The 25,144-nt window shown below is 70.5% G+C and carries 25 protein-coding genes; 14 read left to right on the forward strand and 11 right to left on the reverse strand.

The annotated features are described in order from the left end of the window. Nucleotides 1-52 precede the first annotated feature (52 nt). From ACWGJB_RS16010 to ACWGJB_RS16020, 3 genes are all read left to right on the forward strand, one after another. Nucleotides 53-1,330, forward strand: coding sequence for an acyl-CoA dehydrogenase family protein (locus ACWGJB_RS16010; protein ID WP_453380767.1), 1,278 nt, complete (start codon nt 53-55; stop codon nt 1,328-1,330). Between the two features lie 81 nt (nt 1,331-1,411). After that, nucleotides 1,412-2,629: a CaiB/BaiF CoA transferase family protein gene (locus tag ACWGJB_RS16015; protein ID WP_453380768.1), complete on the forward strand. Its 1,218-nt coding sequence runs from the start codon at nt 1,412-1,414 to the stop codon at nt 2,627-2,629. A 66-nt stretch (nt 2,630-2,695) separates the two neighbouring features. Then, complete coding sequence (locus tag ACWGJB_RS16020; protein ID WP_453380769.1) at nt 2,696-3,475, forward strand: crotonase/enoyl-CoA hydratase family protein; 780 nt, start codon at nt 2,696-2,698, stop codon at nt 3,473-3,475. A 31-nt stretch (nt 3,476-3,506) separates the two neighbouring features. Here ACWGJB_RS16020 and ACWGJB_RS16025 read toward each other — a convergent pair whose 3' ends face one another. Next, the gene (locus tag ACWGJB_RS16025) at nt 3,507-4,769 is read right to left on the reverse strand and encodes a PucR family transcriptional regulator (protein ID WP_453380770.1); all 1,263 of its coding nucleotides are present in this window, start codon (nt 4,767-4,769) and stop codon (nt 3,507-3,509) included. A 105-nt stretch (nt 4,770-4,874) separates the two neighbouring features. Here ACWGJB_RS16025 and ACWGJB_RS16030 point away from each other — a divergent pair, with 105 nt between their 5' ends. Both ACWGJB_RS16030 and ACWGJB_RS16035 read left to right on the forward strand, forming a co-directional pair. Then, nucleotides 4,875-6,392: a long-chain-fatty-acid--CoA ligase gene (locus tag ACWGJB_RS16030; RefSeq protein ID WP_453380771.1), complete on the forward strand. Its 1,518-nt coding sequence runs from the start codon at nt 4,875-4,877 to the stop codon at nt 6,390-6,392. 131 nt (nt 6,393-6,523) lie between these two features. Beyond that, nucleotides 6,524-7,021, forward strand: a complete 498-nt coding sequence (locus ACWGJB_RS16035) for a MarR family winged helix-turn-helix transcriptional regulator (protein WP_453380772.1) — start codon at nt 6,524-6,526, stop codon at nt 7,019-7,021. Between the two features lie 37 nt (nt 7,022-7,058). On the opposite strand, the gene ACWGJB_RS16040 is transcribed toward ACWGJB_RS16035, so the two are convergent. Then, complete coding sequence (locus ACWGJB_RS16040) at nt 7,059-7,505, reverse strand: MarR family winged helix-turn-helix transcriptional regulator (protein ID WP_453380773.1); 447 nt, start codon at nt 7,503-7,505, stop codon at nt 7,059-7,061. A gap of 114 nt (nt 7,506-7,619) precedes the next feature. On the opposite strand from ACWGJB_RS16040, the gene ACWGJB_RS16045 reads away from it, so the two are divergent. After that, entirely contained in the window at nt 7,620-8,225 is a 606-nt protein-coding gene (locus ACWGJB_RS16045) for a non-oxidative hydroxyarylic acid decarboxylases subunit B (protein ID WP_453380774.1), read from the forward strand. Further along, on the forward strand, nt 8,225-9,733 hold the full coding sequence (locus ACWGJB_RS16050; protein WP_453380775.1) for a UbiD family decarboxylase: 1,509 nt from the start codon (nt 8,225-8,227) through the stop codon (nt 9,731-9,733). The genes ACWGJB_RS16045 and ACWGJB_RS16050 overlap by 1 nt, the downstream gene beginning before the upstream one ends. Before the next feature lie 86 nt (nt 9,734-9,819). Here ACWGJB_RS16050 and ACWGJB_RS16055 read toward each other — a convergent pair whose 3' ends face one another. From ACWGJB_RS16055 to ACWGJB_RS16075, 5 genes are all read right to left on the reverse strand, one after another. After that, complete coding sequence (locus tag ACWGJB_RS16055; protein WP_453380776.1) at nt 9,820-10,791, reverse strand: RNA polymerase sigma factor; 972 nt, start codon at nt 10,789-10,791, stop codon at nt 9,820-9,822. Beyond that, entirely contained in the window at nt 10,788-11,804 is a 1,017-nt protein-coding gene (locus ACWGJB_RS16060; RefSeq protein ID WP_453380777.1) for an RNA polymerase sigma factor, read from the reverse strand. The genes ACWGJB_RS16055 and ACWGJB_RS16060 overlap by 4 nt, the downstream gene beginning before the upstream one ends. Before the next feature lie 107 nt (nt 11,805-11,911). Further along, nucleotides 11,912-13,273 carry a carotenoid oxygenase family protein gene (locus ACWGJB_RS16065; RefSeq protein ID WP_453380778.1) on the reverse strand — a complete coding sequence of 454 codons (1,362 nt, stop codon included), beginning with the start codon at nt 13,271-13,273 and terminating at the stop codon, nt 11,912-11,914. Between the two features lie 125 nt (nt 13,274-13,398). Further along, complete coding sequence (locus ACWGJB_RS16070) at nt 13,399-14,106, reverse strand: alpha/beta hydrolase (protein WP_453380779.1); 708 nt, start codon at nt 14,104-14,106, stop codon at nt 13,399-13,401. Nucleotides 14,107-14,182: 76 nt separating this feature from the next. Next, nucleotides 14,183-14,770, reverse strand: a complete 588-nt coding sequence (locus ACWGJB_RS16075) for a hypothetical protein (RefSeq protein ID WP_453380780.1) — start codon at nt 14,768-14,770, stop codon at nt 14,183-14,185. A 151-nt stretch (nt 14,771-14,921) separates the two neighbouring features. On the opposite strand from ACWGJB_RS16075, the gene ACWGJB_RS16080 reads away from it, so the two are divergent. The 5 genes from ACWGJB_RS16080 to ACWGJB_RS16100 are packed head-to-tail and all read left to right on the forward strand — an operon-like array spanning nt 14,922 to nt 20,152. Next, nucleotides 14,922-16,178 (forward strand): sensor histidine kinase, encoded by a 1,257-nt coding sequence (locus tag ACWGJB_RS16080; protein ID WP_453380781.1) that lies wholly within the window; start codon nt 14,922-14,924, stop codon nt 16,176-16,178. Then, nucleotides 16,175-16,894 carry a response regulator gene (locus ACWGJB_RS16085; protein WP_453380782.1) on the forward strand — a complete coding sequence of 240 codons (720 nt, stop codon included), beginning with the start codon at nt 16,175-16,177 and terminating at the stop codon, nt 16,892-16,894. Before ACWGJB_RS16080 ends, ACWGJB_RS16085 begins: the two co-directional genes overlap by 4 nt. 35 nt (nt 16,895-16,929) lie before the next feature. Then, nucleotides 16,930-17,862 (forward strand): ATP-binding cassette domain-containing protein, encoded by a 933-nt coding sequence (locus ACWGJB_RS16090; RefSeq protein WP_453380783.1) that lies wholly within the window; start codon nt 16,930-16,932, stop codon nt 17,860-17,862. Continuing rightward, complete coding sequence (locus tag ACWGJB_RS16095; RefSeq protein WP_453380784.1) at nt 17,859-19,379, forward strand: ABC transporter permease subunit; 1,521 nt, start codon at nt 17,859-17,861, stop codon at nt 19,377-19,379. The genes ACWGJB_RS16090 and ACWGJB_RS16095 overlap by 4 nt, the downstream gene beginning before the upstream one ends. Then, nucleotides 19,376-20,152: an ABC transporter permease gene (locus ACWGJB_RS16100; protein ID WP_453380785.1), complete on the forward strand. Its 777-nt coding sequence runs from the start codon at nt 19,376-19,378 to the stop codon at nt 20,150-20,152. The genes ACWGJB_RS16095 and ACWGJB_RS16100 overlap by 4 nt, the downstream gene beginning before the upstream one ends. A gap of 28 nt (nt 20,153-20,180) precedes the next feature. On the opposite strand, the gene ACWGJB_RS16105 is transcribed toward ACWGJB_RS16100, so the two are convergent. Next, complete coding sequence (locus ACWGJB_RS16105; protein ID WP_453380786.1) at nt 20,181-20,570, reverse strand: cold-shock protein; 390 nt, start codon at nt 20,568-20,570, stop codon at nt 20,181-20,183. Between the two features lie 260 nt (nt 20,571-20,830). On the opposite strand from ACWGJB_RS16105, the gene ACWGJB_RS16110 reads away from it, so the two are divergent. Continuing rightward, nucleotides 20,831-21,631, forward strand: coding sequence for an SAM-dependent methyltransferase (locus ACWGJB_RS16110; RefSeq protein WP_453380787.1), 801 nt, complete (start codon nt 20,831-20,833; stop codon nt 21,629-21,631). Here the strand turns inward: ACWGJB_RS16110 and ACWGJB_RS16115 are convergent. The 3 genes from ACWGJB_RS16115 to ACWGJB_RS16125 are packed head-to-tail and all read right to left on the reverse strand — an operon-like array spanning nt 21,618 to nt 24,300. Continuing rightward, entirely contained in the window at nt 21,618-22,199 is a 582-nt protein-coding gene (locus ACWGJB_RS16115) for an HXXEE domain-containing protein (protein ID WP_453380788.1), read from the reverse strand. The two genes, ACWGJB_RS16110 and ACWGJB_RS16115, sit on opposite strands and share 14 nt — an antisense overlap. Before the next feature lie 50 nt (nt 22,200-22,249). Then, entirely contained in the window at nt 22,250-23,251 is a 1,002-nt protein-coding gene (locus ACWGJB_RS16120) for a DUF7405 family protein (RefSeq protein WP_453380789.1), read from the reverse strand. A 14-nt stretch (nt 23,252-23,265) separates the two neighbouring features. Continuing rightward, nucleotides 23,266-24,300 carry a hypothetical protein gene (locus ACWGJB_RS16125; protein WP_453380790.1) on the reverse strand — a complete coding sequence of 345 codons (1,035 nt, stop codon included), beginning with the start codon at nt 24,298-24,300 and terminating at the stop codon, nt 23,266-23,268. A 159-nt stretch (nt 24,301-24,459) separates the two neighbouring features. On the opposite strand from ACWGJB_RS16125, the gene ACWGJB_RS16130 reads away from it, so the two are divergent. After that, entirely contained in the window at nt 24,460-25,137 is a 678-nt protein-coding gene (locus ACWGJB_RS16130) for a TetR family transcriptional regulator (protein WP_453380791.1), read from the forward strand. The last annotated feature ends 7 nt before the right edge of the window (nt 25,138-25,144 follow it).

Here is a 25,144-nt window from a genome sequence, read left to right on the forward strand (position 1 = left end):
TAGCGTCGTTCGTACTGGCTCCATCGGACCTCCCGATCGGAAGGAACGGCAGATGAAGGCGACACACGGCGCACCGGTCGGCCAGGGCCAGGCTCTCCCGAGCCCCAACGGAAACTCGTCCGGGATCGAGCCGCCTGTGCTGGGCGGACCGGAGTACTCCGACTACTTCCTTCTCGACAAGCTGCTCACGGACGAGCAGCGGGCCCTGAAGACGAAGGTCCGCGAATTCATGGACCAGGAGGTCCTGCCGGTCATCAACCCGTACTGGGAACGTGCGGAGTTCCCCTTCGAACTGGTGCCCAAGCTGGCGGGGCTGGACATCGCGGGGTTCCAGATCTCCGGTTACGGCTGCCCGGGGATGAGCAATGTGACGGCGGCCCTGGTGATCCTCGAACTGGCCCGCGGCGATCTGAGCATGTCGACCATGATGGGCGTCCACTCGGCCCTGGCCATGACGTCGATCGCGCTGCTGGGTTCCGAGGAGCAGAAGGAGCGCTTCCTGCCGCCGATGGCCCGTATGGAGAAGCTCGGCGCCTTCGGCCTGACCGAGCCCACGCACGGCTCGGACGTGGTCAAGCTGGAGACGACCGCACACCAGGACGGCGACTCCTATGTCATCAACGGCCACAAGAGGTGGATCGGCAACGCCACCTTCGCCGACTACTCGATCATCTGGGCCCGCGGCGACGACGGGCACGTGGGCGGCTATGTGGTCGAGAAGGGCACGCCCGGGTTCGACGCCCAGGTCATCAAGGGCAAGACGGCGTTGCGCTGTGTGCAGAACGCGCAGATCTCCCTCACCGACGTCCGGGTGCCGGCCGCGAACCGGCTGGCGAACGTCCACACCTTCCGTGACACCGAGAAGGTCCTGCTGGCCTCGCGCTTCTGCGTCGCCTGGGAGTCCATCGGCGCCGCCGTCGCCGGCTACGAGACGGCACTGGCCTATGCCAAGCAGCGCAAGCAGTTCGGGATGCCGCTGGCCGCGTTCCAGCTCGTCCAGTACCGGCTCTCCCGGATGCTCGCGGACATCACCGACATGCTGTGCATGCAGTTCCGGCTGAGCCAGCTCCTCGACGAGGGCGAGTACTCGATGCCCCGGGTCGCGCTGGCCAAGATGCACTACACCGAGCGGGCCCGGGCCATTCTCGCCGACGCCCGCGACATGCTCGGCGGCAACGGGATCCTGCTCGACTACCACGTGGCCCGGCACCTGTGCGACATCGAGGCGATCGACACCTACGAGGGCACCGACACCGTGCAGGCGCTGATCGTCGGCCGTGACATCACCGGCTACAACGCCTTCGCGCCCGTGGCGCCCAGCCACCACTGACCCGGCGCGTGCCGCGGCGCCCCGCCAGGGCGGTGACCCCCTCGGGCGCCGCGCGCGACCCATCGAGGACAAGGAGTCGTCATGAGCAACACGCCCCTGCTGGAGGGACTGCACGTCGTCGATCTCGCGAGCTTCATCGCCGGGCCCGCCGCGGCCACCATCCTCGGCGATTTCGGCGCCGACGTCGTCAAGGTGGAACCACCGGGCTCCGGCGACGCCTACCGATCGCTCAGCCGTATGCCACCGAACCCCCGTGTCGAGGGCGTCAACTACCCCTGGCAGCTGGACAACCGCAACAAGCGCAGCATCGCCATCGACCTGAAGTCGCCCGACGCCCGGGCCGTCGTCGAACGGCTGGTGAACTGGGCGGACGTCCTGGTGACCAACTTCCCGCCGCGCACCCGCGCCAAGCTGGGGCTGGAGTACGACGACCTGGCCCCGCTCAACGCCCGGCTGATCTACGCCGATGTCACCGGCTTCGGCGAAGAGGGCCCGGACGCCCACCTGCCCGGCTTCGACGTGACCGCGTTCTGGGCGCGCAGCGGCCTCATGGACGTGACGCGCCAGCACGACGCGCCGCCGGCCATCAACGCGTTCGGATCGGGCGACCACCCGACGGCGATCAGCCTGTTCGCCGGGATCATGACCGCGCTGTACCGGCGGGAGCGGACCGGCGAGGGCGCACGTGTCACCGCGTCACTGGTCGCCGAGGGCGCCTGGGCGGCGGGCATGTGGCTGCAGGCCGTACTGGTCGGCGGCAAGGCACCCCGGCCGGTCGACCGGACCGATCCGCCGAACGCGCTCGCCAACGCCTACCGCACCGCGGACGACCGCTGGCTGCTGCTGGCCTTCGCCAACGAGGACAAGCAGGTACCCCTGTTCCTCCAGGCCATCGGCCACCCCGAGGCCATCCAGAACCCGCACTACGCCGACTCGCAGAGCCGCCGCGCCCACGCCGCCGAGATCGTCGCCGTGCTGGACAAGACGTTCGCGGCCCGTCCGCTGGCCGAGTGGCGTGAGGTGCTCGACGCCGCGGGACTCACCTACGGAGTCGCCCAGACGATCGACGAGTTCGCCCATGACCCTCAGCTCGTCGCCAACCGGATCCTGGTGCCGATCGACGACGGCAACGCGGAACCGCACCTGACGATCGACAGCCCCGTGCGGCTGGACCAGGAGCCGAAGGTCCCCCCGCGCCCGGCCCCCGACCTCGGCGAACACACCGATTCCGTACTCCACGACCTCGGCTTCGACGCCGCCGGGATCGAGGAGCTGCGCAAGGCCGCGGCCGTCGGCTGAAGCCGGCGGCCACGGCGCGAGGGAATGTCACGGCCAGCAGCGCGAGGGAGAGAAGGGAAACACGTCATGACCACGGACTCGAACACACCGACCGTACGGACCGAGGAGATCGACGGCATCTTCGTGATCACGATCGACCGGCCCCAGGCCCGTAACGCCATCGACGGGGCCACCGCACGGGCCCTTGCAGCCGCCGTCGACTACCTCGAGGCCCACGAGGACCTCAGGGTCGGCATCCTCACCGGCGCCGGCGGTGTCTTCAGCGCGGGCATGGACCTCAAGGCCTTCGCGGCCGGAGACCTGCCCATCATCGAGGGCCGGGGCTTCGCGGGCATCACCCGCGCCAAAATCTCGACCCCGCTGATCGCCGCCGTCGAGGGCTACGCGCTGGGCGGTGGCACCGAGATGGCGCTCGCCTGCGACATGATCGTGGCCGCGCGGAACGCCACCTTCGGCCAGACCGAGGTCCGCTACGGCATCGTGCCGCCCGAAGGGGGCATGGTACGGCTGCCCGAGCGCATCCCGCACAACATCGCGCTCGAACTCCTGCTCACGGGCGAGTCGCTGCCCGCCGAGCGCGCCGAGCGGTTCGGCCTGGTCAACGAGCTCACCGAACCGGGCCAGGCCCTGACACGGGCCCTGGAACTGGCCAGCAGCATCGCGCTCAACGCGCCCTTGGCCATCGAGGCCGTCAAACGCGTCGTCAACGAACGGCGGGCCTTCCGTGAGCAGGACGCCTTCGTCGACCAGGACCTGATCACCGCACCCGTACTGGCCTCCCAAGACGCCCAGGAGGGCGCCCACGCCTTCGCGGAGCGGCGACAACCGCACTGGCAGGGCCGCTGACCCGACAACAACCCCAGAGCGCCCGGCCCCTTCAGTCCGCTCTCGTGCGCAGGAGCGCCGAGCCGAGGTACTGGACGGCGCGCAGCGCGATCTCCAGATCCGTGTGCTCTTTCTGTACCGGATGGCCGATCATTTCCTCGGCTTTTCGGATGCGGTATTGCACGGTGTTCTTGTGCAGAATCTGCGCTGCGGCGGTGGCGGTGTAACTGCAGCCGCTGTCAAGGAAGATCTGAGCGGTCTCCCTGAGCCGCGCGCTGTTCTCGTCGTCGACGGCCAGCGGACCGAGAACGCACCACACCCAGGCCCGGATGTCGTCGATGTTCGTGGCCATCAGGGCGATGGGGGCGACGGTGGAGAACTCGGTGAACCGGGGGACCGGGTCGGCCACCGCCGCGAGTTCCTGCGCGCGCAGTGCCTGCCGGTGTGTCGTGCGGAAACCCTCGACGCCGTACCCCACGCTCCCGGCGCATATGTGCAGGGAAGGGTCGGCATGCTCCAGCACGTCCGACACCTCGTACCACGGGACGTCGCTGTTCGAGCCCAGCGGAAGCCAGGCCCAGGACACGATCGCGTCCCGGGGGACGAACAGCGGCCTGGAGGTGCAGCCGAGCCGCTGGGCGATCTCGTCGGTGATCCGGTGCAGCCGGGCGAGTCCGGCCCCCTCGTCGGTCAGGGTGGGCAGCCACGCCACCAGCCCGAGATGATTCTGCCGAAGCCGGTAACCGAGCGACGGTTCCACCCAGTTGAGGTCGACGTCGCTCGCGGCGAGGATGTCGCGCACGCGGGCGGCGCGCGCCGCGGTCTGGCTGAGCAGCCAGTTGTCCCGTTCATGTTGGTAGATCGCGATGACCTGCTCGGTGACCTGGTCGATGTAACCGAAGCTCACGTGCAGCATGCGCCGGTTGGTCGTGACGGCCAGCTCGTCGTCGGCGTTCTGCCGGTTGAGCTCGTCCAGACACCACTGCAGAAAACGCCAGTGCCCGATCCTGTAGGCCCTGATCAACGCACTGAGGGGAATTCCCCGCTGAGCCAGTCTCCTCGCGTACTCAAGCGCGGCCGCGGGCGCCTCGACCTTCTCCAGAGAGATGTCGTTCTCGAAGACATGCAAAAGCGTGCCGACGTTTTCCGTGACGCTCGCCTGCATCATTTTGACAATGGTCGAGTCGCCCCTGAGTTCCGCAATCTCGGCAAGAACATACTGCCCGATATCGTTGCCGACCTCCGGGAGATGTGACCCTACGTTCGCCGCGACCACAGACAGTTGCCTTGCGGCTTCTGGGTGCTCCGGAGTCATTTCTCAAAGCTACTCGCGGAATGGTCCAGCGGCACCAATTCAGGCCCCGGGGTCGTATCGCGGGCCCAGTGATTTCCGTGCGCCGCACGCCTAGCGTCGGCTCACATGAACCTCGCACACCACGTGGTCGACGGCGCTCGGACGTATCCGGACCGCCCCGTGCTCCGCCTCGGGGACGCCACCCTCTCCTACCGCATGCTGGACCGGCGCAGTGCGTGGACGGCGGGGCTGCTGCGCGATCACGGCGTGCGGCCCGGCGACCGGGTCGCGATCATGCTGCCCAACGTGCCGGAGTTCGCCCTCGTGTACTACGGCGTACTCCGGGCCGGTGGCATCGTCGTCCCGATGAATCCGCTGCTCAAGTCCCGCGAGGTCGCCCATCACCTCGGCGACTCGGACGCCCGGCTGCTGTTCGCCTGGCACGACTTCGCCGACGAGGCACACGCCGGTGCGCGCCAGGCCGACGCGGAGGCGGTCGTCGTCGGTCCCGACTCGTTCGACGAACTGCCGGACTCCGCCCCGCCGTCGGCAGCCATGGCGGACCGTCATGACGACGACACCGCGGTCGTTCTCTACACCTCGGGGACGACCGGCCAGCCGAAGGGTGCCGAACTGACCCATGCCAACCTCGCCGGCAACTGCCACATCGTGGCCACCGAGTTGCTCGGTCTCACGGCCGAGGACGTGATCTTCGGCGGGCTGCCGCTGTTCCACGCCTTCGGCCAGACCTGCACCCTCAACGCCGCCGTGGCCTCCGGCGCGTGCCTCACGCTGCTGCCGCGCTTCGACGCGGCGCAGACCCTGGAGATCGTCGAGAAACACGGGGTGACGGTCTTCGCCGGGGTGCCGACGGTGTACAGCAGGCTGGTGCGGGAGCCCGGCAAGGAGGTCTACGACGTCTCCCGGCTGCGGGTGTGTCTCGCCGGTGGTGCCGAGTTGCCCGTCCAGGTGCAGCTCGACTTCCGGACCGCGTTCGGCTGCGCCGTACTGGAGGGTTACGGGCTGTCGGAGACCTCGCCGGTCGTTGCGGCCAACACCCTGCGGGCCGGACCCAGGCCCGGTTCGGTCGGCGTCCCGATCCCGGGTGTCGAGGTGCGCGTGGTCGACGCCGACAACGGCCGGGAGGTACCGCGGGGGGAGGCCGGCGAGATCGCGGTCCGCGGGCCCAACGTGATGAAGGGGTACTGGGGGCGCCCCGCGGAGACGGCCGCCGTGATCAGGGACGGCTGGTTCCGCACCGGCGACCTCGGCCGGCTGGACCAGGACGGATACCTCTGGATCGTCGGACGGCAGAAGGACGTGATCATCCGGGGCGGGTACAACGTGTACCCCCGCGAGATCGAAGGCGTGCTGTACGAGCACCCGGCGGTCGCCGACGCGGCGGTCATCGGCATCCCCAGCCCCGATCTGGGCGAGGAGGTGGGCGCGGCGGTCGTGCTCCGGCCGGGGGCCCGGACGACCGTCGAGGAACTGCGTGCGTACGTCAAGGGGCGGGTCGCCGCCTACAAGTACCCGCGGAAGGTGTGGCTGGTGGACGCCCTGCCCAAGGGGCCCACCGGCAAGATCCTCAAGAAGGAGATCGTTCCGCCGTCCGGGGTTCTCGGCGCGCCTGGTCGGCCCTGATCACCTCGGATCACATGAACGGGCAAGCGATCCGAGGTGATCGAGCGGCCCGCGCCCGGCCGGCACGGCGCCGCGCTCGAACCGGTGCCGCGGGCCTCTGTCCGGCGCGCCGAGGCTGATACGCTCCCGAAATGACCACCTCCGACGCGTCGCCGCAGACCGGCGAGCAGGCCGATCCCTGGCTCACGCCGGCCGAACTGGCCTCATGGATGTCGGTGGTACGGCTCATCACCCGGCTGCCCTGGGCCCTGGACGCCCAGTTGCAGCGGGACGCGGACCTGAGCATGGTCGAGTACATGGCCCTGGCCATGCTCTCCGAGGCCCCTGACCGGACTCTGCGCATGAGCACGCTGGCCGAGGTCGTCAACTCGTCGCTGTCCAGGCTGTCGCACCTGATGAAGCGGCTGGAGAAGCGCGGTTACGTCCAGCGTGAACCGGACCCCGAGGACGGGCGTTTCACCAACGCCGTCCTGCTGCCCGACGGCATACGGAAGCTGGAGTCGGCCGCGCCCGGCCACGTGGCCCACGTCCGGCACCTCGTCGTGGACAACCTGTCCCCCGAGCGTCTTCGCCGGCTGGGTCAGGATGCCGAGCGCATCGTCCAGCGCATCGACTCGCCCGTGCGCTGAGCATGCCGCGATGACTTGAGGATTAACGCGAAGGGCGCTACTGGGTGCGGCCCGCGTCCCCGAGTTCCTTGAGCAGCAGGGTCAGCGTCGCGAGGCGGTCGGGGCCGAGGAGCTCCTCGATCCAGCGGCTCGTCTCCCGCACCTGCTCGCGGCCCAGCGCCGCCCGCTCGCGCCCGGCGTCGGTCAGCGCGATCAGCTGCCTGCGGCGGTTGTCGGGATCCGTGTTCTTGGTGACGAGGCCACGCGCCACAAGCCGGTCGAGCAGGGGAGTGAGCGTCGACCGGTCGACCGCGGCGTGTGCGCCGAGGGACTTCTGATCGAGGCTTCCCTGTTCGTCCAGGACATGGAGCACGGCGTACTGCGGCGGTGTGAGGTCGCCGCCGCAGTGCAGCTGCCACGAGGCGTTGACCGCCTGCGAGGCCCGTCGTAGCTGGTGGGCCATGCCGTCTTCCAGCGTTCCGTCGTACCGCGCTCCCGTCGTCATACGTCCAGATTACCTCCGTCCACTGTCATTCCGTACGCGGAGTGTTTGCCATCGCAAGCCTGGTGTTCTACATTGATCCGTGTACGGAATTACCGTGTACGGAAGGTGATAGGCATGCCGCGACGGGTGATCTTGGGGATGACCGGGGCGACCGGCGCCGTCCTGGGCGTCGAACTGCTGCGGCTGCTGCGGGAGCAGCCCGACGTGGAGACCCATCTCGTGCTGTCCCAGTGGGCCAGGGCGACGATCCATCTGGAGACCGACCTCTCGGTCCGCGAGGTCACCGACCTCGCGGACGTGACCTACGCGTGGAACGACCAGGGTGCGGCGATCTCGTCCGGGTCGTTCCCGGTGGACGGCATGATCGTGGCGCCGTGCAGCATGAAGACCCTGGCCGGGATCCGTACCGGGTACGCGGACGGTCTGATCCCGCGGGCCGCCGATGTCACGCTGAAGGAGCGACGTCCTCTGGTGCTGGTGCCCAGGGAGACCCCGCTGAGCGAGATCCATCTGGAGAACATGCTGGCGCTGGCCCGGATGGGGGCGCGGATCGTGCCGCCGATGCCGGCCTTCTACAACCGCCCGGACACGATCGACGACCTGGTCAGGCACCTCGCCGTCCGGGTGCTTGACCAGCTCGGCATCCAGGTGCCGTCCGCGCAGCGCTGGGACGGAATGCCCCGTCCGGCCGCATCGACTTCGAAAGGTGCAATCAACTGATGTCCGAAACCACTGATTTCCGGTCCTACCTCGCCCGGCTCGAGGAGCTGGGCGACCTCCAGCGCATCTCCCGGGTGGTCGACCCGGACCTGGAGGCGTCCGCCGTCACCCGGCGTTCCACCGAGAACGGCCGCCCCGCCCCCTTCTTCGAACACCTCAAGGGAGCCCGCGAGGGCTTCCGCATGGTCGGCGCCCCGGGCGCCCTGTCGAGCATCCCGGGGCATCCGCTGGCCCGGATCTCCCTCTCGCTGGGCCTGCCCTACACGACGAGCGCCGCCGAACTCGTCGAGCGGCTCGCGCAGGCCGGCACCGGTGAACTGCTGCCGCCCAGGCGGGTGACCGGCGACGGAGCGCCCTGCAAGCAGCACGTCCTCACCGGCGACGACGCCAGCCTGGACCGGTTCCCGATCCCGGTCGTCCACGAGGGCGACGGCGGACCCTACGTCAACACCTGGGGCGTGATCGTCGCCCGGACCCCCGACGGCCGGTGGACCAACTGGTCGATCTCCCGGATCATGATGATCGACGGCCGGCACATGACCGGACTGGTCCTGCCCGGCCAGCACCTCGGCATGATCTGGCGCGAGTGGGAGGCCCTCGGCCAGCCGATGCCCTACGCCCTGTTCCAGGGCGGCGACCCCGGCGCCGCCGTCGTCGGCGGCATGACCGTACCCACCGAGGTCGACGAGGGTGCCTACCTCGGCGCACTCCTCGGCCGCCCCGTCGACGTCGTCAAGTGCGAGACCAACGACCTCGAGGTACCGGCCTCCGCCGAGGTCGTCATCGAGGGGTACCTGTCCGCGACGCGGGATGCGGTCGAGGGGCCGTTCGCCGAGTTCCACGGCTGGGCCCTGCCCGAGACCTCTCCCCAGCCGCTCTTCGGCATCGAGGCGATCACCTACCGCGAGGACCCCATCTGGCCGCTCGCCCCCGCCGGCCGGCCCGTCGACGACTCCCACGTGGCACCCGCCGCCGGGATCTCCGCCGAGGTCGTCTCCGAACTCCGCAAGGCCGGACTCCCCGTCACCACGGCCTGGTTGCCGCTCCGCGCCGCCTGCTTCTGGACCGTCATCACCGTCCCCTCCAACTGGCGTGACCTGATGCCGGGCATGGACACCGCCCGCTTCGTCCACCGCATCGGCGAGGTCCTGAACGGCACCCGGGTCGGCCGGCTCTCCCCGGTGGTCTACGTCCTCGACGACGACGTGGACCCCGCCGACGACTCCGACCTGCTGTGGGCACTGGCCACCCGTGTGCATCCCACCCTCCGTCAGGAGCAGTGGCACGGCCCGATCATGCCCTGGTACCCATGCTTCACCGAGGAGGAGCTGCACAGCGGCTGGGGAGCCGTCGTCGTGCACGACGCGTTGCTCCCCGCCGAAGGCCACGGCCGTGCCCGGCAGGCCACCTTCGACGGTGTCTTCCCGGCCGACGTACGCGCAAAGGTGCTCGCCGCCGAAGCCGAGGCCGAGGCCGGAGTCGGTGCGGGAGCCGCCCCGGGCGCCTGACCGGAAGCAGCACCGGGAGCAGCTCTGACGGGTCACAGCACCGGGAGCAGCTCCGTCGGTCACACCACCGGCAGCAGCTAAGACCGTCACACCACCGGGAGCAGCTCCATGGTCGGCAGCGGCCGGGGACGGAAGAGCCGCAGCCGGTGCACCCGCCCGGCCCCGTCCAGCGTCATCAGCCAGGCCACCGACGGCGGGCAGTGCTCGGGGTTGTCGGACGGATTGACGATGTCCATCTCCCAGACGGCCAGCGTCCGTCCGGCGACGGCATGGGCGAGCCGCTGGCGTACCCCGGCCTCGATGTCGCCGTCCATGGCACGGGCCAGGAGGTCGCCGCCGCCGACCCGGTCGTTCCCTCTGAGCAGGGCGATCTCCGGGGACCAGCGTTCCGTGAGGAGCCGGGCGAAGTGCCCGCTCTCGGCGGCGGCCAGCGTCTCCCGGGCCTGGGCGCTCGTCTCGCGGGTACGCCGGTCGGTGTCGCCGTGCGCGGCGTCCGCCGTGGCGGCGAGCGCGGCCGCGAGCTTGGCCCGGCCCTGGCTGAGCCGGCTGCGGACGGTGCCGACCGGGACCCCGCAGGCATGGGCGATCCGCTCGTAGGAGCTGACCTCCGTGGTGAAGTGACGCAGCACCAACGGCAGTCGCAGCACCGGGGTCAGCTCCTCGAGGGCCTCCCAGACCCAGTCCCGCAGCGCGCTCTGTTCGAGCCACTGCTCCGGACCGGGCTCCGCCGCCGGCAGGTGCAGGTCCTCGTCCACCGGACGGGCGGCGACCGTGGCCCGCAGCAGGGAACGGGCGGCGTTGCGGACGATCATCCGCAGCCGGGCGCCGACCGCCCCCGGATCGCGGACGTCGCCGATCCGCCGCAGCGCGGTCAGAGCCGCCTCCTGCAGTACGTCCTCGGCGTCCGGGCCCGGTCCCAGGATGCTCAGCGCCACCGCGCGCATGCCCGCACGATGGCGTTCGAGCAGCAGGCCGAGGGCGGCCACCTCGCCGGCCTGCGCGGCAAGAGTGAGCGCCGTGTCCTCGGCGAGCGCGGCCTCGGCGGTCTCCCGGATCATGCGGGCCGCCCGGCGCCGACGGAGCGCGCCGAACCGTCGGGGGTGTCCGCCGCGGTCGAGGCGTCGGTGGCTGCGGCGGTCCGCCGGTGGAAGACCACGCGGAGGCTTCGGACCCTTCTGTCGGGTTCGCGGATCATGAGCCAGGCGAGGTTCGCCGGGCAGGGATTCGGGATGCCGTCGGGGTTGACGGTCGCCATTTCCCAGATGGTGATGTCCGGACTGGCCACCACATGGCGCAGGTGCTGGGTGATCCCGCTCCGCCGGGTCCGCTCCATGGCCGGGAAGGGGTGGCAGCGTTCGCCCGGCGTGCGGAGTATGCCGACCAGTTCGGTCTCGGCCGGCCACAGCTCCAGGATCTCCCTGGGCTGACGGCCGCGCAGCGCGCCGTCCAGCGTGAGTTCGGCCTCCCTGCGGCTGTCCTCGACGACACGGGACGCGTCGTCGTGGGCCTCCGTGGCGGTCCTCAGCAGTACCTCGGCGAGCTTTCCCCGGGCCTGGCTGAGCCGGCTGCGGACCGTGCCGAGCGGTACCTCGCAGGCATCGGCGATCTCCTGGTAGGAGGTGATGCCGCTGAAGTGCCGCAGCATCAGCACCAGCCGCAGCTGCTGGGGCAGTTCCGCCATCGCGTCCCAGATCCAGTCCCGCTGGGCGTGCCGGTCGACGACCTGCTCCGGGTGCGACGGCTCGTCGGTACCCGGGCTCTGCCGGTCGAGGCAGTCCAGACCGGGCGTCTCGCGGCCGGGGCGCAGCCGCATACGGGAGGTGTTGCGCACGATCGCGCGCAGCCAGGCGCCGACGGCCGCCGGATCCCGTACGTCGCCGATCCGCCGTAGAGCGGTGACCACGGCGTCCTGTACCGCGTCCTCCGCGTCGGGGCCGTAGCCGAGCAGGCTCAGCGCCACCGCGCGCATCGGCGCCTGGTGGCGGGCCAACAACAACCCGAGGGCCGCAGTCTCTCCGGACTGTGCCCTGCGGGTGAGTTCCTCATCCGTGGGGGGATCGAGAAACGCCATGAAGCGAATGCCTCCGTGCGGACGTGTCACTGATGGTGGGGGGACTCTCGCACAGGCGGGTACGCCGGGCACCACTCCCGGCGTACCTTCTGTGACGGAGTTGCCTGCTAGGCCTCTTCGGTGAGCTCCGGCAGCCAGCTTCCGTGAAAGCCGGCCGGGACGGCGTACGGCAGTTCCACCACCGCCTGGACGGAGAGTTCCCGTGCGTCGAGGACGAGCAGTTCGCCGGCCTCGCCGTCGTCGTTCGAGACGAGCGACAGCAGCCAGCCCTCGTCCTCGCTCCCGCCGTCCGCCGCCGGGACGAACACCGCCTCGCCCGCGTAGCGGGCGCCGGGCGTCGCATGCAGCTCGCTGCCCCCGCCCGTCAGGTCGTGCTTGGCGATGCCGTCGCCCGAGACGGTGTACAGGTAGCGGTTCGCGCGGCCGGTGAGGGTCTCGTTGTGGGTGGGGAACTCGGCGTCCCGGTCGTCCAGCTGGGACTCGGTGACCCGTCCGGTCGCCGGATCCAGCACCCAGCGGTACAGCACGGCGGTCGCGCCGGTGTGACCCGGTTCCGGTACGACGGCCGGGCCGGTGGGCCCGCCGATGTCGCCCCAGGCGTGGTCGAAGCCCAGGTGGTCGTAGCGCACCGCGTCGAGGACGATCCGCCCCCGCTCGTCCTCGTGGGCGTTGCCGACGTGGAAGACGTAGCAGGGGTCGATGTCGAACCAGCGCACGTCGGTGCTCCCGGGCGTGCGGGACATGATGCCGAGCCGCGCGCCGTAGCCGTCGTCCCAGCGGTAGGGCATGCCGCCGCGTCCGGCGAGGCCCGGGTCGAAGACGACGGGCAGGTCCATCCAGACGATGTGGTGCTCGGTGATGGCGAAGTCGTGCATCATCGTCGGGCCCGGCACCGCTATCGGCCGGCTGTCGAGCAGCTCTCCTTCCGCGGTGACCCGGTGGTAGGTGAGAAAAGGCGGGGCAAACCCGGTACCGAACAGGTGCAGTTCACCAGTGATCGGATCCTCTTTCGGGTGGGCGGTCATCGAGGTGGTCAGCCGGCCGCCGAAGTCGTAGGGGCCGACGGTCTCCAACGAGGGGGTGACCCAGTAGGGCAGGCCGACCTCGCACAGGGCCAGTACGGTGTCCGCGTGCCGGATGACATGGGTGTTGCCGGGCGTCGCGGCCAGGTCGACGCTGCCGTCCCCGCGGACGAACGGATGCCCGTCCAGCTCACGGGTGCGGATCCACCGGTTGCGGTACCACTCGGCGTGGCCGCCGCGCAGCCGGATGCCGTGCAGCATGCCGGGGCCGGTGAACCAGTGCCCCTTGTCCTCGCCGGGCAGCGGGTTGGGGCCGTTGCGCAGGTAGCGGCCGTCCAGTTCGGGCGGAAGGGTGCCGCGCACGGTGAGGTCGCGGGCACTGTGCTCCTCGGGGACCGGGGCGAAGCGGCCCCGCAAGTACAGGGGGAGGGTGGTCTCTTGGGTCATGCTGCTTTCCTTGTCGGGTCCGGCAGGGCGCTGCCGGCCGCGTTCCGGATCAGGCCGGGCCGCCGCGGCGAGGGGTTCCGCGGCCGTCCGCGGAGGCCCGGGTGGACGGTGGCCGGGGTGGACGGTCAGGCGGTGTTCGCGTTCGCCGCGGCGGCCTGCTTGACGAGCGCGGCGACCTCGGCGGGCTTGGAGACGTAGACGGCGTGGCTGCCGCCGGTCTCGGTCACCGTCGCGCCGGCCCGTGCGGCCATGGTGCGCTGGACCGGCGGCGGGATCATGCGGTCGTCGGTGGCGACCAGGTAGAAGCTCGGCCTGCTCCGCCAGGCGGGCCGGGTGACCGTCCCGCCGAGCGCGTCCAGACCCCACGGGACCTGCGAGGCGGCCAGGAACCGGGCCTCCTCCTCCGGCAGGTCGCCGGCGAAGGACGCGGCGAACCTCTCCCGGTCCAGGAAGAGGAACCCGTCCTGCGGCGGCAGGATCGGCGGCACCGGAGCGCCCGGCGCCGGGTCGGCGAGGAGGGTGTTGACGGACTCGTCCTTGTCGGGCACGAACGCCGCGACGTAGACGAGCGCGCTCACGTTGTCGTGGTTGCCGGCCTCGGAGATCACCGCGCCGCCGTAGGAGTGGCCGACCAGCACGGTCGGGCCGTCCTGGGCGTCGAGGGCCATCCGGGTGGTGGCGACGTCGCCCGCCAGTGAGAGCGTGGGGTTCTGGACGACGGTGACGCGGTAGCCGTCGGCGGTCAGCACGTCGTACACCCCCTTCCAGCCGGATCCGTCGACGAATCCGCCGTGGACGAGGACGACGTTCTTTGCTTCGGGGACGGTGGTCATGACGTGGTGGCTCCTTCGTGAGACGGGTCTACGGTCGTTCGTGGCCGCGTCCGCCGGGTGACGCGGCGGGGACCGGTCACTGGGGTACGGAGGACAGGCCCTGGGACTCCAGCAGGCGCCGCTGGGCCCGCTCGGGGTACACCTTCGTGAAGACGATCGGGCCGACCAGGCCGACGACATGGGCGGTGATGCCCACCCACGCCGGGGCGTCCACCGCGTTGCCGATGGCCAGGCTCACCGCGATGAAGGTGAAGCCGGCTCCCCAGGCACTGGTGATGTGGTTGTTGACCTGGAGGAACTCCGGCATGTCCCAGTACTCGCGGGGCGTCTGGCGCTTGGCGATGCCCAGCGTGAAGGGACGGCGGATCGCGAGGGAGCCCCAGGCGGTGGCGCCCAGCCAGACGAACGAGAGGACGTCGGAGTGGTCCTGGAGCGACGAGTCCGGGTCCGCGACGGAGACGGCGCCGATGACGACGAAGTACACGATGGTGCTGGCCTCGAGGATCAGCGCGTCGAGGTCGACCCCTCGACGGAGGTCCTGGAGCAGGAGGAGCAGCCCCGAGGCGAGACCGCCGAGCGCACCCCAGCGCCAGTCGACGACGCCCGAGACGACGCCGGCGACGATCCAGGGGACGAAGCCGCGCAGATAAGCCACAAAACCCATTGAGTGTTCCTTGCTGAATGGACGGGACGGCCCCGGAGGGGGGTTGCTCCGCAGCCGCTCGGTGAACCGACGCGGACTAGATGCAGGGCGAGAGCCAAAGTTCGACGCGCGAAGTGTGACCCTGGTCACAGCGCGGTGCCGGTGGCCGGACGTGCCCGCTGCCATACTGGCCGGCGTGATGCGTGCGGGGGCATGGCGGGACGGTCGGCGTCGGACGCTGCGCCGCGTCACGCAACGGCCGTACGCCTGGGCCGTGTTGCTCGGCCTCCTGGCGGTCGCCGAGTCCCTCGCGGAGTTCGTCGCCGGGCACGGCTCCGTCCCCCGGATGTTCGCGGACCGGGCCTCCGGAGCCGGTGGAGTTCAATTCACCCTGGTATTGGGGCTGTTCTGCCTGTCGACCGCGCTACCGCTGGTGTTCCTGCGCCCGTTGGCGGCCGCCGTCACGGTCACTGCCGCGAGCCTGGGCTCCTTCACGATCCTCCACACCCTGACGGTCGCCGGCTTCGCCGCCCAGACCGTCGCCCAGTACCGGCTGGCCCGCACCGGTTCCGCGCTGTCCGCGCTGCTCCTCGGCGCGCCCTTCCTCGTCCTGGCGCTGGCGCCGTCCGCGGACACCCGGGAGGTGCTGCTCGCGGTCCTCGCCCCCTGCGCCTCCTGCGCCGGACTTGCCGGGCAGGCCGCCGCGCGCGACCGTGAACACACCGCCGTACGCCGGGTCATGGCCGTCACCGAGTGGGAGAACGCGGCGCGCGGCGAGCGGGCCCGGATCGTCCGCGAACTCCACGACGTCGTCGGCCACCACCTCTCGATGATCGCCGTACAGGCCGAGACGGCCCGGGTGGCCACCCCGGGCATGTCCGCCCAGGGCGCCGAACGCCTGCTCGGCATCGGGGACACCGCGCGCGCCGCGCTCACCGAGATGCGCCGGCTGCTCGGTGTCCTGCGCGAGGACACCGAGCCCGGCACCGGCGGCGATCGCAGTCCCCAGCCGGACCTCGGCCACCTCAACGAACTCCTCGACGAGGCCCGTACGGCCTCCGGCGCCGCCGTCCGCCTGGTGCTCAGCGGCTACCCCCGTGCCCTCGGCCCCGGCGTCGAACTCGCCGTCTACCGCATCGTCCAGGAGTCCCTCACCAACGCCCGCAAACACGCGCCGGGCGCCGCCGTGGACATCGAACTGCACTACGCCGGCGACTGCCTGCGGCTACGCGTCCGCGATAACGGCCCCGGTCCCGCTGCGGGTCGACCGGCCGACGGCCACGGCCTGTTGGGCATGCGGGAGCGGGCCGCAGCGGTGGCCGGCGAGGTCCGTACCGGCACGCCGGACATCGGCGGCTTCCTGGTGACGGCCCGGTTCCCCGTCCCACCGCCCGACGGCTTCGAGGCCCGCACGGAGGAGAGCGCGTGAACGACACCGACTCGCCGATCCGCGTCGTGATCGCCGACGACCATCTGGTCGTCCGGACCGGCTTCGGCGCGCTGCTGGACTCCCAGCCCGACTTCACCGTCGTCGGCACCGCGTCCGACGGCACCGAGGCGGTCCGCGTCTGCCGCGAGACCCGCCCGGACGTCGTCCTCATGGACATCCGCATGCCGGGCCTGGACGGCATCGAGGCCACCCGCCGACTCCTCGGCACCGCACCGGAGCGGCCGGACGGACCGCACGTCCTCATCCTCACCACCTTCGACCTCGACGAGTACGTCTACGACGCCCTGCGCGCCGGCGCCAGCGGCTTCCTTCTCAAAGAGGTCACCGCGGAACGGCTCTTCGACGCCGTACGGGTCGTGGCCGCCGGCGACGCGCTGCTCGCACCGGGCATCACCCGCCGGCTGATCAGCGAGTTCGCCCGGCTGCCGGCCCGTGCCGCCGCGAGCACCCCGCAGGGCCGGCCGGGCCCGCTCACCGCCCGCGAGACCGAGGTGCTGCTGCTCGTCGCCGAGGGGCTGTCCAACCCGGAGATCGCGGCCCGGCTCGTCGTCGGCGAGGAGACGGTCAAGACCCACGTCAGCCGGATCCTCGCCAAACTCGGGCTGCGCGACCGCACCCAGGCCGTGATCGCCGCCTACGAGTCGGGACTGGTCGTCCCTCGCGTGAGGGACGGGAAAGCTGGCTCCCATGGGTGACGCGAGCGGCCTTCGTACTTCCTAGCCTGGCGGGCATGGAAACGACGATCGAGGTCAGGGACTTACACAAGCGCTTCGGGAGCGTGCGGGCGCTGGACGGGATGGAGTTCACCGTCCGACCCGGACAGGTCACCGGCTTCGTCGGCCCGAACGGTGCCGGCAAGTCCACCACGATGCGGGTGATCCTCGGCCTGGACCGGCCCCACCGGGGCAGCGCTCTGGTCGGCGGCCGCCGCTACCAGGAGCTGCGCTCTCCTTTCACCCATATCGGGGCGCTGCTCGACGCCGCCGCCGTCCAGCCCGCCCGCACCGCCCGCCACCATCTGCTGTGGCTGGCGCACTCTCAGGGCCTGCGCGCCGGACGCGCCACCGAGGTGCTCCGGCAGGTCGGCCTGGCGGACGTGGCGAACCGGAAGGCGGGCGGCTTCTCGCTGGGCATGCGACAGCGGCTCGGTATCGGTGCCGCCCTGCTCGGCGACCCGCCCGCGATCATGCTCGACGAGCCCTTCAACGGTCTTGACCCCGAAGGCTTCCGGTGGATGTGCGGCTTCCTCGCCTCCCTCGCCGGGGAGGGCCGGGCCGTTCTGGTCTCCAGCCACCTCATGGGCGAACTCCAGGACACCGCCGACCATGTGATCGTCGTCGGCCGGGGCCGGGTCGTCGCCGACATGAGCGTGCGCGAACTGCTGGAGTCGGTCTCCCGGGGCCAGGTCACCCTGCGCACCTCGGAGCGCACCCGGGCCATGACCGTCCTTGCCCGCTCCGGCGCCACCGTCAGCTCCACCGGACCCGACACGGTCACCGTCGCAGGGCTGGCCGCCGAGAACGTCGTCTCGCTCCTGGCCGGCCACGGAGTCCCGTTCGCCGAAGTCGCCGCGCACCGCGCCTCCCTCGAAGAGGCCTACATGGAACTGACCCGTGATGCCGTCCAGTACCGTGGCACCCTGCCCGAGGAGGCGGCCCGATGACCACCGCCGCCCTCGGCGGGTTCGGCGCGCTGCTGCACGCCGAATGGACCAAGTTCCGTACCGTGCGCGGCTGGTGGGTGAGCTGCGGCGCCGCCGTCCTCCTCGTCTGTCTGGTCGGACTGCTCGCCACCGCCGCCGGCAACGCGGCAGCCGACGGTGGTTCGGCCCTGCCCGTCGGCCCCGGCGGCGAAGCGGTCAACGACAACTTCTCCTTCGTGCGCCAGCCACTTCAGGGCGATGGCACCCTCACCGTCTCGGTCACCGCGCTGACCGGTGTGATCGCCGCCGAACCCGGCAGCACCGAACCCGGCCTCGCGCCCTGGGCGAAGGCCGGCATCATCGTCAAGGACGGCCTGGAACAGGGCTCTTCGTACGCGGCGGTCATGGTCACCGGCAGCCACGGCGTGCGGATGCAGTACGACTACACGCACGACATGGCCGGGCCCGCGGACCCGGTCTCCACGCGGTCGCCGGGCTGGCTCAGACTGCGGCGCGCGGGTGACGTCCTCACCGGCTACCGGTCGGCCGACGGCCGTACCTGGACCGAGATCGGCACCGCACGGCTCACCGGGCTCCCCGACACCGCACAGGTCGGGCTGTTCGTGACCTCGCCGGCGGTCGAGCAGTCCACCGGGACCGGCGCCGGGTTCGCACCCGCGGTGGCCACCGGGACCTTCGGGCGGATCGCCCTGGGCGGGCACTGGACGCAAGGCGGTTGGCGGTACCGGCAGGTGGGCGAGAGCGCCGGGGTCTCCGGAAGTTACACCCAGGACACCAAGGGGCGGGCCACCCCGTCCGGTACCGGGTTCGCGGTTACCGGGGCCGGGGACATCGCCCCGGTCGTGGGCGGTCCGGCCGCCAGCGGTGTGCGCAGCATCGAGAACTTCCTGGTCGGCGCGTTCGCCGGGCTCGTCGTGGTCGTGGTGGTCGCCGCCGGATACATCACCGCCGAGTACCGGCGCGGACTGATCGGCGTCACCCTTGCCGCCAGCCCCCGCCGCGGCCGCGTCCTGGTGGCCAAGGCGCTCGTGGTGGGCGGGGTGGCCTTCCTCGCCGGAACGGTCGCCGCCGCCGTGATGGTGCCGCTGGGCGGACGGCGCTCGCGGGCCGCCGGGTTCCCGGTGCTCACCGTGCCGGCCGGCACCGAGGCGCGGGTCGTCGTCGGCACCGGCCTGCTGCTGGCCGTGGCTGCCGTCTTCGCCCTCGGCGTGGGCACGATCCTGCGGCGCGGCGCCGTCGCCATCACCGTGGTCGTGGTCGGCATGGTCCTGCCGTACCTGCTGGCGACGTCCTCCGTGCTGCCCGACGGGGCCGCCGAGTGGTTGCTGCGGGTCACCCCGGCCGCCGGGTTCGCCGTCCAGCAGAGCCTTGTGCGGTACGACCAGGTGGTCACCGTCTATGCGCCGTCCTCGGGTTACTTTCCGCTGACGCCCTGGGCCGGTTTCGCGGTCCTGTGCGCCTACGCGGCCGTCGCGTTCGGCGCCGGGGTCGTGCTGCTGCGCCGGAGGGACGTGTGAGGCGGGCCGGGCACGCGGAGTGGACGAAGCTGCGTACCGACGTGGCCGGCGTCTGGCTGCTGCTGGGCGTGATCGCGCTGACCGTGGCGGTGGGTGCCGGGGTGGTGTCGACGTCCCGGTGCGACGCCGCCGGCTGCGGCGGTGACCCCGCGCGGCTGAGCCTGACCGGGGTCATGGCAGGGCAGGTCGCGGTCGCCGTCGTCGCCGTCCTCATGGTCGGCAACGAGTACGGCACCGGCATGATGCGCACCACCCTCACGGCGGTCCCGCGGCGGCTGATGGTGCTGTCCGCCAAGGCCGCCGTCCTCACGGCGGTGACGGGGGTGGCCGCGACCGTCTCGGTGCTCGGCTCGCTGCTGATCGGGCGGCTGGTGGGGCCGGGCCGGGGGTTCACCGGGGCACACGGATACCCGGCCCTGTCGCCGGCCGACGGACCGACCCTGCGGGCCGCGGTCGGCTCGGTGCTCTACCTGGTCCTGATCGGCCTGCTGAGCCTGGGACTGGCGCTCGCCGTGCGGAGCTCGGCCACCGCGATCGGCATCGTCCTGGCCCTGCTGTTCGTCCTGCCGATCCTCGCCCAGGTGATCGCCGACCCGGACTGGCAGCGCCATGTCCAGCAGATCGCGCCGATGACGGCTGGGCTGGCCGTCCAGACCACTGTCGGCGTCGGCACCCTCCCTGTCGGCCCCTGGCAGGGACTGGGCGTACTGGCCCTGTGGGCGGTCGCCGCCCTCACGACGGGCGGATGGCTGCTCCGCTCCCGCGACGCCTGAGCCAGCCGCCTTGCCTGCCGTGGGCGGGTCAGCCCTCGATCCAGCCGTGGTTCTTCGCGAACTGGGCCAGTGCGCCGCGGACCCGCACGATCTCCTCGGCGGTGAGCGTGGGTGCCGACGCCAGCAGCGTCTCGGTGACCTCGCGGGTGAACTCGTCGGCGCTCAGCAGGTCGCAGAGCGAGTCGTCGTCAGGACCGAGCGTCCGGACGTCGGCTCCCCGGGCGAGCCGGACACCGGACGCCTTCGGTCCGCGCTCGCCGCTCTCGATCTCGAACTCCACGGCCACGCCCTGGCGGACGTAGGACTCCGGCATCTGCATGTCGTTCACATGCAGGAAGACGTCCTCTCCGCCACCGTCCGGAGCGATGAACCCGTACCCGCGCGTGCTGTCGAACCGCACCACACGACCAGTAACCATGAGAAACCCCCAACCAAACCCGGGCCACCTGCCCGGACACCTGGGCCAGATGGTAGCCAGGTCGGTCCGGGTCGGGCGACTCCGCCACCGGCCGGTCCGAGCGGGTGGCACCACCGTGGCGACCGTGACGTCGTGACAGGGACGAACGCCGTGCGGTCCGTAGCCGGAACTCGGTGCACGGGCACCGAAGTTGATATGGAAAGCTGTCGCCAGCCGTCGGTGTGCCAAGGGGGGCCGGGCGGTCATCGAGAGGAGCACACGTGACGCAGGACGGTACCCGCCCCGTGGAGATCGACACCAGCAAGCCGCACCCCGCGCGGATCTACGACTACCTGCTGGGCGGCAAGGACAACTACGAGGTGGACCGCAAGGCCGGTGACCAGCTCGCCGCCGTCGCGCCCGAGGTGTGGATCTCGGTGCGGGCCAACCGCGGCTTTCTGCAGCGCGCCGTCCGGCACGTCATCGACAGCGGGGTCCGCCAGATCCTCGACGTCGGCACCGGGCTGCCCACCTCGCCGAACGTGCACGAGATCGCCCAGGAGGCGGCCGCGGACGTCCGCGTCGCCTACGTCGACAACGACCCGATCGTGAAGGCGCACGCCGACGCGCTGCTCAACCGGGCCGGCACCACCAGCATCGTCCTCGCCGACCTGCGCGACCCGAAGTCCGTCGTCGAGCACCCCGAGGTCCGCCGGATCATCGACTTCGACCAGCCCGTCGCCCTGTTCCTCGTCGCCATCCTGCACTTCATCCGCGACGCGGAGCAGCCCGAGCGGATCGTGGCCACCCTGCGCGACGCGCTCCCGGCCGGCAGCTTCCTGGTGCTCTCGCACGCCACGGACGACTTCGCCGACGACCGCAGCGAGGCCCAGGCCGTCTACAACAACGCGACCGCCACCATGAACCTGCGTCCCCGCGCCCGGATCGAGCAGTTCTTCGACGGTTTCGGCCTGGTCGAACCCGGCCTGATCCAGGTCCCGTTCTGGCGCCCGGACACCACCCCGCCGGAGGGCTCCCAGGAGATCGGCTTCTACGGCGGAGTGGCCGTCAAGAAGGGCTGATCCGCCGGTCGTTGTTCGTCCCCCGGCGCAGAAGCCGTCGCGCCACCATGTGCGTTCCGGCCGTGGCCGCCGCGGCCGGCGCCGGCCCCTGTAGCGCCTCGCGTGAGCGTTTGGGACGCAGGACACCGGCTCGCCGCAGTCGGCCGCGAGCCCACAGCGTGAAGGGGACGACCACCAGCGGTGAGGTGACCGCACCGGGCGTGTATCCACGTACGGCGGCGGCCTGGGCCAGATGCACCAGGGCGTGCAGCCCGGACCCGTTGAGAGCCCCTTGATAGAAGGCGGAGCGTCCACCGGTGCGGTGCCGGTGGGCAGCAGCGGTGGCTACCACCACAGCCATCCCGACGACGGCCGTTGCGAACTCTCGCCCGTCAAGGGACTCCAGCCGCTGCCACATTCGTTCCGGCACTCGCGGAAACCGCTGTCGCAGCCCGGGCACTCGCCCGCGTGCCCAGCCCGGCACCGTCGCCACTTCCTCCAGATCGTGCACCGCCCACGCAGCCAGCAGCCCGAAGGTCACACCGGCCCCGACCCGTGTGCCGCCATCGCCCCCATCATGTCCACTCATGGCCAAGAAGTGTGTCAGCACGCACCACGCACTTCCGGAGAGCCCCTGAGTCAGACGAGGAACTCGGCGAGCGGGAAGGAGCGATGGCGACGTGGTGGAACCAGATAGTTCTGCCGGTGGGTCGTGTTCAGGACCGAGTTGATGCCGGCGTGGGGACTGCGCGGTGCGACAGGGAGGGTCCTGTCGGGATAGTGGCCGTCCATCGAGAGCCGAACGAGATTGAAGATTGCTGTCGTCGGCTGGAACTGAATGAAGTGCAGCCCGGCCGCCGGCTTCTTGCTGTAGTGGTCTCCCGTCGGATCGGATGTGTAGTGGAACGGATTGTCCAGCGTATCGAAATCGCCGCGCACGGGGATGGTCGTACCCGTGGGGTAGGCCTTCCCGTAGTTACTGGTCTTCGGCGATGTGGTGCTGTCCACCTCCGACATGCTCCCAGTGTGGCCGTACCCGTGGTATCGCTGGACCCCTTGCGCCACCTGGGCCTCACTTTGACCTGGCGGTTGGAGGGCGAGCGTACCCGGTGCGGGCGCGGGTGAGAGGCCGGGATGGAGCATTGCCTGGACGCGATCCGAGTACTGAGGGAAGTTCTGTTCGTACCAGGTCACCAGATCTTGAAACAGGTGGGAGAGATGCATGGTGGTCCCCTGTTTGAAGTAACCGTTGGGCCACTGATCGGTGAGGCCAGGCAGGGTCTCCAGATTGGCGATGACGCCAGGTCCCATATTCGAATCCAGGGTGGTAGCGAAGCCGAGGAATCCCTGTGCCTCCCGAGGAATCGACTTCGCACCGGGGATATTTGCTGCCAGCGCCAGCTTGCTCGGCAGGCCCTGTTGCCCGTAGAAACCGCCCCCGGAGAAGCCCTGGCGGATACTCGTCACCTTGAACAGGCTGCCCGCCCGGTTGCTTCCAGGCCCGAAGAGGGCGTTGCTGGCGGCTTTGATATTGGCGAGCGAGTCACTGCGGAGCAGCACGGCCACGTCATTCTGTTCCAGGCGGACCGGACCGAAGCCAGGCGGGGGCTGGTCGCTGGGGAACGTCCTGGCCTCCTGCACCGCATAGGGTGCGTCTAGCGCGTATGTGACAAGGAGTTGCGCACCCGGCCGCGCACGATCTCGGCCAGGCGGCCAGCCTGCTCATCCGCGGCTTGGGGTCCGTTGCCGGTCAGCAGGGAGTGGTCGGCGTCCCAGATCACCTTGGCGGCCGCGGGATTGAGGGTGAGGCTGACGTCGTAACCGGCCTCCTTGAGCGCCACGTCGACGTAGTAGGTCAGGCGCGTGCGTTCGCCGGGCACCTTGGGGTACTGGAACCCGAGCATCGCCTTTTCGCCGTACTTGGGCACGGTGGTGATCCGTGCACCCTTGAAGGCGTGGTCGAGATCAGTCGTGATCTTCCCGTCGCCGTCGACCCGGTAGCGCGCCGAGGTGAGGGCCACCGGGGCATGGCAGATGAGTGATATCGGGACGTCGACTTCGCGCAGTGTGTGGAGCAACTCCCCCATCCACGGGTTGTCGTGGAAGTCGACCATCGGGGCGTGTCCGCCGGGCATGTGGACGAAGGCCAGGTCTGCCAGCGAGAAGCCGGATGCGGGATCGCGGTGTCGTTCGATCAGCTGCTGGATGGACAAGTACTCGCGCTGCGGCAATGCCTCGAAGCCGGCGACGACATCGCCTCGGACGGAGGTGGCCTCCGCGTCGGTCCTGGGAAGCGGCTCGGAGACCGGGATACGGCCGAGAAGCCGGTGGGCCAGGGCGAGTTCGGTCTCACGACGCTTGAGGAGGTCCGGATTCTTCTCACGCAGCTTCTCGGGGCTGAACCGCTCGACTCCGCTCTGCATGGTGGTGCGGGCGGTGGCGAGACCGAGGTTTCCGCCCGCCTGGAAGTTGAGAGCGAGTCCGTTGACGTCGAGCTGGGGCAGCCGGCCGTCCGGTGTAGCCAGGATGAAGTCGCAGTGGCTCTCGAACTCCGCCATCACGGCGGCGAGCTCCACGAGGAAGAACCCGGTCGGTATCCCCGGGTGGCCGGCGGGCTCACTCAGCGGGAGCCGGCGTGCCGACGACAGGACGATCAGGGCCTTGGGCCGGGGGGTGGTGGATTCAGTCACGGTCTTTCCTGTTTGTTCGGAGTTGCCTTCGGAGCGGGGGCTTTCACGCCGGCAAGGGCCTGACGTTGAACCGGCCTCACCTAACAGACCGGCGGCCTCTTCGAGCATAAGAGACCTTCGGTCTCTACACAAGGGACCGCAGGTCTGTAACGTATGGGTATGAACACGTTCCAGCGCGCCAGAAGCGAGGAGCAGCGCGAAGTCCGCCGCCGGAGCATCCTGGAGGCAGCGGCGACCATGCTCAGCGAGATGCCGGTCTCAGCCGTGACCCTCAACGAGCTCAGCCGCCGCGTGGGACTGGCGAAGTCCAACGTCATACGCTATTTCGAGTCGCGAGAGGCGGTCCTGCTGGACCTCCTGGAGAGTCTGACCCGCGATTTCCTGGCAGAGGTGGTCGATCAGCTGCCCGCCTGCATCGACCGGACCGGTTCCGCGATCGCGAGAGCCGAGTCGGTGGCATCAGGTCTGGCCACATCGTTCGCGTCCCGGAAGATGCTCTGTGAATTGCTCAGCGCCCAGGCCGGCATCCTGGAGCACAATGTCTCCGCCGAGGTGGCCGCGAGATACAAGCGAGGGGCCCATGACGGTCTTGCCGGTCTGGCCGGCATGCTGCAGGAGATCCTGCCCGAGCTCGGCGACCGAGAGGCCGCCGAAGCAGCCAGCATGACGATCGTTCTCGTCGGAGCGTTGTGGACGCACAGCCATCCGGCGGCGGCCGTGCGGGCCGCCTACGCCACCGACCCGAGTCTCGTATTCCTCCGTACACCCTTCGCTGCGACGCTCGAGCGCTCGATCACGATCTTCCTGATCGGCCTGATGGCCCATCCCGATCGGTGATCCCGGC

It is taken from the genome of Streptomyces sp. NPDC054813 (assembly GCF_053611365.1).